Origin of the sequence: Marinoscillum furvescens DSM 4134, from assembly GCF_003386095.1 — a bacterium.
In the GTDB taxonomy this organism is placed as follows: Bacteria; Bacteroidota; Bacteroidia; order Cytophagales; family Cyclobacteriaceae; genus Marinoscillum; species Marinoscillum furvescens.
On the sequence record NZ_QREG01000015.1, the window covers coordinates 164,763 to 176,598 of the forward strand.

Consider the following 11,836-nt stretch of genomic DNA (forward strand, 5'->3'; position numbering starts at 1 on the left):
TTGGGGGAGTGCCCAGCACCTGACCTGTCGTGATGTACATATGGCAGCCACTATAGTGCTGGATAGCTTACCAGTGGAGCGAGAGAGTATTTCCATATCTCCAGCCATATCGTATCAGCTGGATAGCACTGCTACCCGGCTCTTTTTTTCAGATACCACTGGTGTAGATACCGTTACCGTCTGTTACCGAAAACTTTCCAGAGCATTTTATGAGCCTCTGTTTTTACGTGATGTGCGCTACTACGAAAGGGGGGCGTATGTCCAGCGCACCACCGCTGCAAAAGCAGGAATAAAAGGCGTACGAGAGGAAGAGCTTTTTGATTTTGGTGAGCTCAATACATTTGGGGCCATTACTCGTGGCGTGACCTTTGGCAACCGCCAAAATGTCTTTGTCAACTCCGCACTAAATCTCCAGATGGATGGTCAGCTCTCTGAGGACCTGCGTGTAAGTGCGGTGATCACTGATCAGAATATTCCCTATCAGCCTGAAGGTAACACTCAGCAATTGCGAGATTTTGACAATGTATTTATTAAGCTATATAACGACAAATTTCAGATACAAGCAGGAGATATCGTGCTCACCAACCCTGCGGAAGAAAGCTATTTCTTAAAGTATTATAAGAATGTACAGGGTCTGAGTCTGGGATATAAGTCTAGTCTAAGCAATGGATGGAAAAGCACCAGTAAAGTAACGGGAGCACTGGCCAAGGGACAGTTTGTTTCTACGACAATTACCCCCATAGAAGGCGTGCAGGGGCCATACAAACTGCGAGGAGCGAACAACGAACAGTTTGTGATTATCCTGGCTAATTCGGAGCGTATTTATGTAGATGGAAAGCTCATGGAGCGTGGCTTTGACAGGGATTATGTGATTGATTATAATTTGGGGGAAGTTACTTTTAGTACCAATGTGTTGATTACACGCTTTTCGCGGATACGAGTAGATTACGAATACGCGAACCAGTATTATGCGCGCTCCAATGTGACTGCCCTACAGTCATTTTCTAACGATCGCACTACTGCTTATGTGACCTATTATCGTGAAAAGGACAACCCTGCGAGTACTCTTGGTTTTGAACTTTCTGATCAGGATCGTGACCAGCTGCAGGCTGCAGGTGATGGACAGGGCAGTGCAGTGATATCCGGAGTGGACTCCACTGGTTTTATTGAAAATGCCGTATTGTATCGTGTGGTGGATACCACGCTTACGTCTGACGAAAGCATTCAGGTATATGAGTTTTCTACTGATGAGGACCAGGCCTTGTATCGGGTGACCTTTTCCAATGTAGGAGAAGGGAATGGTGCCTACGCCTTTCGCAGGACTACCGCCAATGGAAAGGTCTATGAATATGTAGGCGAAAACCAGGGGGCTTATGAACCTGTGCAGCTAGTACCTACTCCCAATCAGCGTCAAATGCTCGTAGCAGGACTGAACACTAAACTGGGAAGTTATGAACATATAGGTCAGGAAGTGGCCTGGTCTTACCGCGATCAAAATTTGTATTCTGCGCGAGATGATGAAGACAACAGCGGCTGGGCTTACAGAGCCTCGCTAGCTAGTGCTGGTCGTTCTGTCGGTTTTATGCAGGGATATCAACTGTATGCTCAGCTCGACTTTGAGTTTCTCAATCACCATTTCACAGCTATCGATCGCTTCAGGCCTGTGGACTATGACCGTGACTGGGGGTATGATGTGTTTCAGGATAGCCTGACATCCCGGCGCGATTTGCTTGGCCGGCTAGCGGTAAAAGTCCAAAAGAAGGGAGGTAGTCACATCAGCTATGAAGCCGAGCGAAGAACTCGATCTGAAGTAATTGATGGGTATGGGCATAAGTGGTCCGCTCATCAGACTTTCGGACCATTGGAGTTTCGTTCGGAAAATTATTGGATGAAAAACGAGCCTGGCATTGGAGTAGAAAAAAAATGGTTTCGGCTCAGTGAGCAGCTTCAGACGAAGACGTGGTTAGTCAACCCTGGATATCGCTTTTTGCTGGAGCAAAACACTACCGCCATAGCGGACAGCATACGCCAAACGGTGATGCACTACTACGCGCACAATGGATACTTGGTATCTGGAGACTCATCGAAAGTTACCTTTCGGGCAGACTATACGTATCGGGTGGATCAGTTGCCACAGGAAGGTGTGATGGAGCACTATACTGCAGCGCACAATTACTCCGCTCAGGTAGCAGCCAATGCCATCCCTGGTCAGCGCCTGTCTGGCCGGATTACGTTTAGAGATGTTACCGAACTGCGTGGTACAGACACCAGAGATCAAAACCTGCTGGGGCAGATCGAGTGGAATGGTACGCTGGCCAATAAGCTGATCTCCAACAGTTTTATGTATGCTACTTCTAACGTGAGGGAGCTTCAGCGAGAATACGTGTTTTTGCAAGTGGCTACAGGGGAGGGGACCCATACCTGGCGAGATGAGAATGCTGATGGCGTACAGGACCTCAATGAATTTTATGAAGCCATAAATGCCGATGAAAAGAATTACATCAAGCTTTTTACGCCTACAGATACGTATGTTAGTGCCTTTCGGTCTAGCTATGTGCATGCAGTAGATGTACGTGCCCCGGCTAAATGGCGGTCTCAGTCCGGCGTGGTTGGAGTGATGGGCCGACTTTCTCTTCGTACCAATCTCAAATATGACTTTAAATCTACCGATAGCCAGCTGAAGACCCGGCTCAATCCTTTTGGGCTGGATGTTCAGGATACCACTGTGCTTTCTGCCCGAAACCTGATTCGCAACACCCTGTTTTTCAATAGAAATGCCCCTGGATTTGCCTGGGACTTTTCACACTCCATTCAGCGCCAAAAAAACCTGCTGAGTGGAGGCTTTGAGCTTATAGATCGGGAAGATTTGAAACTGGCCACACGCGTGAGTTTTGGTGCAGCGCTGAGCTTGCGAGCCAAAGGAGGAATTGGCCAAACGGTGAATCAGTCGGATTTTTTGCAAAGCCGCAACTTTCAACTGCAGCGATACCTATGGGAGGGAGAGGTAGTATGGCAACCTGCTACATCGTTTCGCGCTATTGCAGGAGTAGGCAGGCGGCACAAGGCAAATCAGGATGCTGAAGAAGAGGCCTACTCTTCCATTTATGATTATAAAGGAGAAATCACATGGGTACAGCCCGGTAGTGGCAACCTCAATGTGAGTTTTAACTGGCTGGCGATAGCTTTTGAAGGTGTGCAAAATAGCTACCTGGGGTATGAGCTACTGGAAGCCCTACAGCCGGGCAGTAACCAACGCTGGCAGGTCAACTGGCAGCAAACGCTGCGCAAAGGGCTCCAGCTTACTTTGCAGTATCATGGGAGAAACTCACCGTCTGCAGTGCCGGTACACACCGGTAGTGTGCAAGTTACGGCCTATTTCTAGCGGAATTTTTTCATCATACGGTTGGCAAACACAAAGTCGTCCAACTCGCTCACGCCTGAGTCGGTAATGTCCTCATTGGTGCCTTCCCAGAGCTTGTTTCCTTTGTAGAGAAACATCACCTTTTCGCCTATTTCGATTACAGAGTTCATGTCGTGGGTTACCACTACGGTAGTAATGTCGTACTCCTTGGTGATTTCATTGATGAGCTCATCGATGACCATACTGGTTTGCGGGTCCAGGCCAGAGTTGGGCTCATCACAAAACAGGTAATTAGGCTTGTTGACTATAGCACGAGCGATACCTACGCGCTTTTTCATTCCTCCACTGATTTCGGAGGGCATTTTACTGTTTACATTTTCCAGTCCTACACGCTTTAGGCAAAAATTCACCCGTTCGATTTTCTCTTCTTTGGACATTTTGGTGAGTACGTCGAGCGGAAACATCACATTCTGCTCCACGTTCTTGCTGTCAAAAAGTGCGCTGCCCTGAAAAAGCATCCCTATTTCACGGCGAATCTCCGTTTGCATCTCTTTTCCCGCATGGGTAAAATCCCTGCCGTCATAGAGCACACTGCCCTGATCGGGTTTGATGAGCCCTACTATGTTTTTGAGTAGTACACTTTTACCGGTACCACTAGACCCGATGATGAGGTTACATTTTCCTTTGTCAAAAGTGCCACTGATACCTTTGAGCACTTCTTTGTCCTGAAATGACTTAGCGATGTTGTTGATTTCGATCATCCAAGTAAAAGTTGAGCGAGCAAATAATCAGCCAGTAGGATGGCTATACAGCTATTGGTAACGGCGGCTGTAGACGATTTGCCTACTTCCAATGCACCGCCCGTGGTAAAGTACCCTTTGTATGCGGAGATGGAAGCCACCAAAAAAGCAAAGGCAAAGGCTTTGATCAGTGCAAAGGCAATGTTGAACTCTATAAATTCATAACGAATGCCATAAATGTAATCATGTCCTGAGATGATGCCAGTAGCCAGACTGGTGAGGTAGCCACCATAGATGCACAAAAAGCCAGACAGTACCACCAGCATGGGGTACATAAGCATGGAAGCTATGATTTTAGGCAGTACCAGGTAGGAGGTAGAGTTGATACCCATGACCTCCAGCGCATCTATCTGCTCGGTGATCCGCATGGTGCCGAGCTCTCCGGCAATGTTGGACCCCACCTTACCAGCATATACGATGGCAATGATGGTGGGCGCCAGCTCCAGTACCGTCATGTCTCGCACTACCAGTGAGATCACATAGTCCGGGATAAACGGGCTCACCAGGTTGTATGCCGTCTGTATGGTGGTCACAGCACCCATAAACACCGACACGATGGTGACAATAAAAAGGGAGTTGTAGCCCACTTTGATGCATTCATCTATAACAAGTGATACGTAGGTAGAAAAACTCTCCCTTCGCACAAAAAGCTGCCCTGTAAACAGTAAAAATTTACCAAGTGACTTCATCCGGTTTTTCCTTGATTGAGATGTGTTAGCTTTGCCGAAATTAATAAGAACACAGCAAACCGCTTATGAATTATAGGTTAAAGCGAAAAAAGTGCTGATTGTTTTTAGAAATTGACTTTTGCACCAAACGAAAAGAAGCCATTACGTATGACGACCACTGAAAAAAAGGACGAACTGGTAGTAGTGACAGGAGGTACCAAAGGCATTGGCCGGGCGATCATCGAGCGATTTGCCTGTGAAGGCTACACAGTAGCTACCTGCGCACGAAACGAAGAAGACCTGGATGCTCTCAAGCAAGATGTAGAAGCTCGCTGTGGCAACAAGGTGCTGATCAATGTGGCGGACCTTTCTAAAAAGGAGCAGGTGAATGACTTTATCGAGTTTATCCGGCTGACGGGCAAACCGGTGGCCGTACTGGTCAACAACACGGGAAAGTTTGTGCCGGGCACGGTGCATGAGGAAGAAGAAGGCGTGCTGGAGAGCCAGATAGAAACCAACCTCTACAGTGCTTACCGCGTGAGCCGTGGCATTATTCCAGACATGAAAAAGCGCAAGAAAGGACACATCTTCAATATGTGCTCCACGGCCAGTATCATGGCTTATAGCAATGGTGGCTCCTACTGTATTTCCAAGTTTGCGATGTATGGCATGAGTAAGGTGCTACGCGAAGAGCTTAAAGATTTCAACCTGCGGGTAACCTCTGTAATGCCGGGAGCAACCTATACAGCGAGCTGGGAAGGTGTAGATGTACCCGAGGAGCGGTTTATGAAGCCCGAAGATGTGGCGGAAATGGTGTACTCCACCTACATGCTAAGTGACCGTACCGTGGTGGAAGACCTGGTGATTCGCCCGCAGCTAGGAGATTTGTAATAGCTGCAACTATTATCTTTAACTGGTGTTTAGATCATAAACTCAAAGACTATGAACTCTGCAGACGAGCTGCTCACCCCCAATGCCGGGCATTGTGCGAGCCTCACAGCGTATCAGCGACGCAAGACCCTGGAAGTGAATATAGGTGGAGTGCCACTGGGAGGTGAAAATCCTATCCGGGTGCAGTCCATGACTACTGTGGACACTATGGATACGGATGGCTCCGTGGAGCAGGCCCTGCGCATGGTGGAGAGTGGGTGCGAATATGTGCGCATCACGGCACCCAGCATCAAAGAAGCCGAAAACCTGAGCGCTATCAAAAATGAATTGCGGGCTCGGGGATGCAACGTGCCACTAGTAGCCGATATCCACTTTACCCCTAATGCTGCCGAACTGGCCGCACAGATCGTAGAAAAGGTGCGGGTAAATCCTGGCAACTACGCCGATAAGAAGCGTTTTGAAGAAATAAACTATACCGACGAGACCTATCAGGCTGAGCTGGAGCGCATTCGCGAAAAGTTCACTCCGCTAGTAGAAATCTGCAAAGCCAACGGTACAGCTATGCGCATAGGTACCAATCATGGCTCTCTGTCTGACCGCATCATGAGCCGCTATGGAGATACTCCCAAGGGCATGGTGGAGTCGGCGCTGGAGTTTATTCGCATTTGCGAAAGCCTGGAGTACTATGACCTGGTGATCTCTATGAAGTCCAGCAACCCTCAGGTGATGGTGCAGGCGTATAGACTTTTGGTGAAATCGCTGGATGAGGAAGGGCTAAAGCCTTATCCACTACACCTGGGTGTGACTGAAGCGGGTGAAGCCGAAGATGGCCGCATCAAGAGTGCGGTGGGTATAGGTACGCTGCTGGAAGATGGGCTGGGAGATACTGTGCGTGTTTCACTTACGGAAGAACCTGAAGTGGAGTCACCAGTGGGGCGCATACTCGTAGATCGTCTCAATGATCGGGCAGGGCATGCCACCATCCCCGAAACGGATTTTTCTAAATACAACCCCTACGAATATCAAAAGCGGGCATCTGCTGAGGTAGCCAACTTCGGGGGCGAAAATGTGCCCAGAGTGATAGCAGATCTGTCGGGTGTTTCGGACTTGTCCGTAAAAGACCTGAAAGCCGTAGGGCACTTTTACCTGCCTGAGCTGGATAAGTGGACCATGAATGACCTGGGCTGTGACTATATCTATACCGGTAGCCAGCCAGCTGGCTTTATGTTGCCCAATGGCTTGCGCGAGATCATTGATTTTGCCGCATGGCAACAGCTGAAAAACAACGACCACCAATACCCGCTACTCACTGCAGCACAGCTGACGGAGACGCTGCATCCGGAGCTAAACTTTCTGCGCCTGAAAACCCACGAGGTGACCGAAACAGTACTGAGTCAGCTAAAGGAGCGGACCAATGTCGTGCTGCTGCTCGGCACAGACAATGCCCATGCCATGGCCGACCTGCGCAGGGTCTTTGTGGAGCTGATGAATCAGGGAATTGACGTGCCGGTGGTCATCGAGCGGAGCTATGCTGCCATGAGTGAGGATGCCATGATGATGTTTCCGGCTACAGATATGGGTGGCTTGCTCATCGATGGGTTTGGTGATGGGGCCATGATCGGGTTGGGAATGCTCCAGCAGGAAAAAGAAGCGCTTTTGGCTACAGCCAAGCTGTACAACAACATCGTGTTTGGCGTACTGCAAGCGGCACGAACGCGCATCACCAAAACAGAATACATCAGCTGCCCTTCGTGTGGGCGTACCCTGTTTGATCTACAAGAAACCACGGCCATGATCCGCAAGCGTACCGACCACCTGAAAGGAGTGAAAATAGGCATTATGGGCTGTATCGTAAATGGTCCCGGAGAGATGGCCGATGCGGACTATGGCTATGTAGGATCGGGCAAAGGCAAGATCACCCTGTATAAAGGAAAAGAAGTAATGAAACGTGGCGTGCCTTCTGAACGTGCGTTGGATGAGCTGATAGAGCTTATTCGCGAAGACGGGAAGTGGACCGAGCCACAAAAAGTAGGAGCGCAATGAGTACACCAGAGCAAAACAAAGAAGCGAAAAAAGGAGCAGGCTATTACTTCGATTTTAGCGAAGTGCTGACCTATTTTTTTCGGAAGAAGGACCCTTCACGTCCTCGTAACTTTAGCTTGAAGATGATGCACGGTATCAACAAGCTGTCGATTATCATTTTCCTGATTTGTGTAATTGTCATTATCACGCGCTTTATCATCCGTTCGTAGGGTGGCTTGCGTATGTTTATCGGAGTTTGGGTAATTTCAGACTATGGACATAGAACAATACCGAGCTTACTGCCTGCAAAAACCCGGTGTGACTGAAGGCTTTCCTTTTGACGACAAGGTGCTTGTTTTCAAAGTGATGGGCAAGATGTTTGCCCTGGTGGATGTGGATGCATTCGAAAGTGTAAACCTAAAGTGTGATCCGGAGCTGGCTGTAGAGCTGCGTGAGCGGTACGATGGCGCTGTGCTACCGGGCTATCATATGAATAAAAAACACTGGAATACCGTGCTAATGGATGGGACGGTAGGGGATAAGCTCGTCTATGAGTGGATCGACCATTCGTATGACCTGGTAGTGGCTGGTTTGCCCAAAAAGCTTCGCGAAGAGCTCCAAAACATGTGAAGCCCAGTAAATCGAACGTTTTATGAAATTAGTTTTTCTTTTTTTTCTGATCATACCTTTGGCCTGTATGGAAGCCGATGAGCCCATGCCAGATACTGGAGGGATGATGCCTGAGGGCGATGAGCCGCAGGACACTACAAACACTGACAATACTATGGATGCATTGACCTACCTGGCCCTTGGTGATTCTTATACCATAGGGGAGAGTGTGAAAGAAAGCGAGCGCTGGCCCGTACAGCTGGTGAGCCGCCTCAATAACGAAACTAAGCTGGAGGTGGCTGACCCACAGATTATTGCCACTACGGGGTGGACTACCAGCGATCTGCAAGGCGGGATAGCTCGAGAGAAACCCAAAGGGCCCTTTGACCTGGTGTCACTGCTGATAGGTGTAAACAACCAGTACCGGGGGTATCCTTTTGCTGAGTATGAAAAAGAGTTTCCGGAGCTGCTGGAGGCAGCTATAGCCTATGCCGGGGGTGATGTGTCACGTGTCTTCGTGGTGAGTATTCCAGACTATGGGGTGACGCCTTTTGCTGAAAACAGCGATAGCGACAAGATCGCAAAGGAGCTGGACGCCTACAATGCCTTTGCTCGGGCACAGGCTGAGGCCAAAGGCGTGATGTTTTTTAATATTACGGATATCTCACGCGAGGCTACCGACAAGCCCGAATATGTAGCGGGTGATGGCCTGCACCCATCGGGGGTCATGTATACCGAATGGGTGCGTCGGATCTTTCCGTGGGTGGCCCAGACCTTAAACAAGTGATATACGGTCGGTGGTTTATTTCCGTTATTCTTTCATGCTAGTCGAAATAATCCTATTTTAGGGTTGAAATTCGCCTACTTTTGGTGTTATGAGGTTTTTTGCCGCATTGGTAGCTTGTGTGTTATGCTTATCCTCTTGTGTAGACAAGGTGATATGTCCTGCGTTTCAGAGTGCTTACATCCTGGATGACTCAGTGCGCTCGGTTTATTATTCCTATTTGTGGAAAATAGAGAAAGAAGAGCGGCTCAACTATCTGGCAGGTCAGCAAGCTCCCGAACCTCAGGTGGAACTGGATACTACAGCTGCCGCAGGGCCTGTGGTGGCTGCCGCTGAAGGGGTGGATTACTTCGCTTATGTGGAGCCGTTTCAGGCGCCCTATTATCCTACCGAAAAAACGAAATTTGGGATTGTGAAATCTCCGCCTTTTTTGATCAAAAACTATCAGCTGCGCACTGCGCCCATGGAGAATATCCTGACGCCAGAGCCGATGGAGATGCCAGACACCACGTCGGTAGATGTGGGTGAGTTTGTTGCTAGTGATTTTTCTGATTCGGTGGAAGTAACCCTGGATACTGCGGCTGTACTAGCCGAGGAGACGGCTGTAAGCGATACCAGCGAGTTTGAACTACCGTCTATCACGCAGATAGAGCCGCCGAAAACCCGCCAGGAAACCCGCTACCTCTATGGGTTTGACCCGAAAGATCAGGAGCTGAATGTAGAGCAGGCCTATTACAATAAGTACTTTGGGGAATATCTGTTTAGAAAAGTGACGGTACCTATAGAGCAGCCCGCAGCGGCGGATACTACCTCAGCAGGCGATAAGGAGGGCTTTTTTCAGCGCTTGTTTGGTGGCTTGAAAAAGGATAAGTCCGCCGACGAAGCAGAAGATCTCACCGATGAGCTGCAAGGCGATGATGAAATAGCGCCAGTAGACGAAGATCCACTAGAAGAGCCTCAGGAAGAGTCTGAAGAGGATTGAGCTGACCCTGGCTTGCTGAATAGCGCTCTTCATCCGTGCAATCGACCTTGACACTCATGCAATTGACTTTTACACTGGTGCAATCAACCCTTACACCCGTGCAATTGACTTTGACACTGGTGCAATTGAGTTTTACGTCCATGCAATCGACTTTTACACCCGTGCAATTAAGTTTTACATCCATGCAATCGAGTTTTACACCCGTGCAATTGACTTTAACACCCATGCATTGAGGTATTACACTCGTGCATTGAGGTTTTGCATCCATGCATTGGGACCCGTCCTAAAATTACTTAACAGGTTTTTACTTAATTCTAATAATGGTTTACAATGATAAATGATAATCCTAATTGTACTTTACCTGGATTTCATTAATCCCAGATGAAGTATACAGGCCAGGGTTAAGTCCTGCTTTGGTTTTACTGTTGATTGATTCATCCTACATTGGCTTTACGGTTTAAATGGTTGTACTAAATCTTCTTTACATGCTATTAGTCCTTGTAGCCATTGGCTGGTCTGGTGCGATGCAGGAAAATCAGCCAGGCTGCCCATCAGCTAGGCTGCCCAGGGGTCAAACACTCCTTTCATATGCTCTTGACTTTGGATGATGAGTACTTTTTGTACTGGCTGGCCATCAGATTTGGAGGTTTCTACAATGGGTGCAAATCCGTACTCGTAAGAAAAATAGTAGGTGAGCTGGTGGGATTGGTAAATGGATGAGAAATACTGAAAAGAAAAACCGTGCTCCAGTAGTCGTGATTTTCTCACCGTGGCTTTTCCATCAGGACAAAACGTTTTGAGAATGGTGCGATTTTTTCTCAATTGTTGGTTGACCGCACGGATCATGCGCTCGTGTTTGCGCTTAGATTGATTGTGGTAAGTGGCGCGACATTGATCGTTGCAGTATTTTTTATCTATCCTACCTGTAAGAGGCCTTCCGCATCCCTGAAAAATTTGATTTTCCATATTAGGGCTAGCATTATTATCCGTATTAATATACGGATAGTTACGTATCTATACGTTTAAAAACCACCCTTTTTGTTTGATTTTCGCTTGGTTTACCTGCATGAAGCCTACTACGAGCCAGCGACAGCTTACTTTGAAGCACCTGGTCATTAACAATGAGCGGATGATCGGCATAAAATTTTACCCTGACAAGGTGATACAGGCCTTGATCAAAACGCTGGACAATCCACGCTGGAGTAATGCATATGGTATGGTGGTGCTGGCCAATACTCCTGAGAACCTGAACGCTATTTTTGAGAAATTCAAAGGGGTGGCCTGGGTGAATTGCAGTCACTTTTTTGCCAACAGGCCAGTAAATGGTGGCAATGAATCCTTATCTGTGGATGCTTACCGAAAGCGTCCTCCAAGAGCTGGATGGAAATACTGTCCGGAGGCTTTTTATCAGAAATTGGAGCTGAGAAAGTACAGCCTCAATACGGCACGGGTGTATATTTCCATGTTTGAGCGGTTTATAAATCACTTTAAGGACGTGAACAATTTAATGGAGTTGGGGGAATCCCAAATTAATGAATACCTCCAGACTTTGGTTAAAACAGGAAAGTCAGACTCGTTTGTCAACCAGTCGATCAATGCCATTAAGTTTTATTATGAGGTAGTGCTGGAGATGCCCAATCGGTTTTATTCGGTGGAACGGCCCATAAAAAAGGAAACGCTGCCCAAGGTCATCAGCAAAGAGCGTGTTTTTAAAATGAT

General features: G+C 48.0%; 11 protein-coding genes. 8 read left to right on the forward strand and 3 right to left on the reverse strand.

Annotation, left to right across the window (positions count from 1 at the left end; all coding sequences use genetic code 11):
• Nucleotides 1-40 precede the first annotated feature (40 nt).
• Nucleotides 41-3,382, forward strand: coding sequence for a hypothetical protein (locus C7460_RS15830; protein ID WP_115869094.1), 3,342 nt, complete (start codon nt 41-43; stop codon nt 3,380-3,382).
• Here the strand turns inward: C7460_RS15830 and C7460_RS15835 are convergent.
• On the reverse strand, nt 3,379-4,122 hold the full coding sequence (locus tag C7460_RS15835) for an ABC transporter ATP-binding protein (protein ID WP_115869095.1): 744 nt from the start codon (nt 4,120-4,122) through the stop codon (nt 3,379-3,381). The genes C7460_RS15830 and C7460_RS15835 overlap by 4 nt on opposite strands.
• A complete protein-coding gene (locus C7460_RS15840) occupies nt 4,119-4,850 on the reverse strand; it encodes an MlaE family ABC transporter permease (RefSeq protein WP_115869096.1) in 732 nt (243 codons plus the stop codon). Before C7460_RS15840 ends, C7460_RS15835 begins: the two co-directional genes overlap by 4 nt.
• Nucleotides 4,851-4,997: 147 nt before the next feature.
• On the opposite strand from C7460_RS15840, the gene C7460_RS15845 reads away from it, so the two are divergent.
• From C7460_RS15845 to C7460_RS15870, 6 genes are all read left to right on the forward strand, one after another.
• The gene (locus tag C7460_RS15845; protein ID WP_115869097.1) at nt 4,998-5,720 is read left to right on the forward strand and encodes an SDR family oxidoreductase; all 723 of its coding nucleotides are present in this window, start codon (nt 4,998-5,000) and stop codon (nt 5,718-5,720) included.
• Nucleotides 5,721-5,771: 51 nt separating this feature from the next.
• A complete protein-coding gene (gene ispG, locus C7460_RS15850) occupies nt 5,772-7,763 on the forward strand; it encodes a (E)-4-hydroxy-3-methylbut-2-enyl-diphosphate synthase (RefSeq protein WP_115869098.1) in 1,992 nt (663 codons plus the stop codon).
• Nucleotides 7,760-7,972: a DUF6728 family protein gene (locus C7460_RS15855; protein WP_115869099.1), complete on the forward strand. Its 213-nt coding sequence runs from the start codon at nt 7,760-7,762 to the stop codon at nt 7,970-7,972. The genes ispG and C7460_RS15855 overlap by 4 nt, the downstream gene beginning before the upstream one ends.
• A gap of 43 nt (nt 7,973-8,015) precedes the next feature.
• The gene (locus tag C7460_RS15860) at nt 8,016-8,372 is read left to right on the forward strand and encodes an MmcQ/YjbR family DNA-binding protein (RefSeq protein ID WP_115869100.1); all 357 of its coding nucleotides are present in this window, start codon (nt 8,016-8,018) and stop codon (nt 8,370-8,372) included.
• A 22-nt stretch (nt 8,373-8,394) separates the two neighbouring features.
• On the forward strand, nt 8,395-9,138 hold the full coding sequence (locus tag C7460_RS15865; RefSeq protein ID WP_170148037.1) for an SGNH/GDSL hydrolase family protein: 744 nt from the start codon (nt 8,395-8,397) through the stop codon (nt 9,136-9,138).
• Between the two features lie 88 nt (nt 9,139-9,226).
• Entirely contained in the window at nt 9,227-10,117 is an 891-nt protein-coding gene (locus tag C7460_RS15870; RefSeq protein WP_115869101.1) for a hypothetical protein, read from the forward strand.
• Between the two features lie 555 nt (nt 10,118-10,672).
• On the opposite strand, the gene C7460_RS15875 is transcribed toward C7460_RS15870, so the two are convergent.
• Complete coding sequence (locus tag C7460_RS15875) at nt 10,673-11,083, reverse strand: hypothetical protein (RefSeq protein ID WP_115869102.1); 411 nt, start codon at nt 11,081-11,083, stop codon at nt 10,673-10,675.
• Nucleotides 11,084-11,183: 100 nt separating this feature from the next.
• Here C7460_RS15875 and C7460_RS15880 point away from each other — a divergent pair.
• Nucleotides 11,184-11,836: phage integrase N-terminal SAM-like domain-containing protein (locus tag C7460_RS15880; protein WP_170148038.1), on the forward strand; the 653-nt coding region annotated here is incomplete at its 3' end.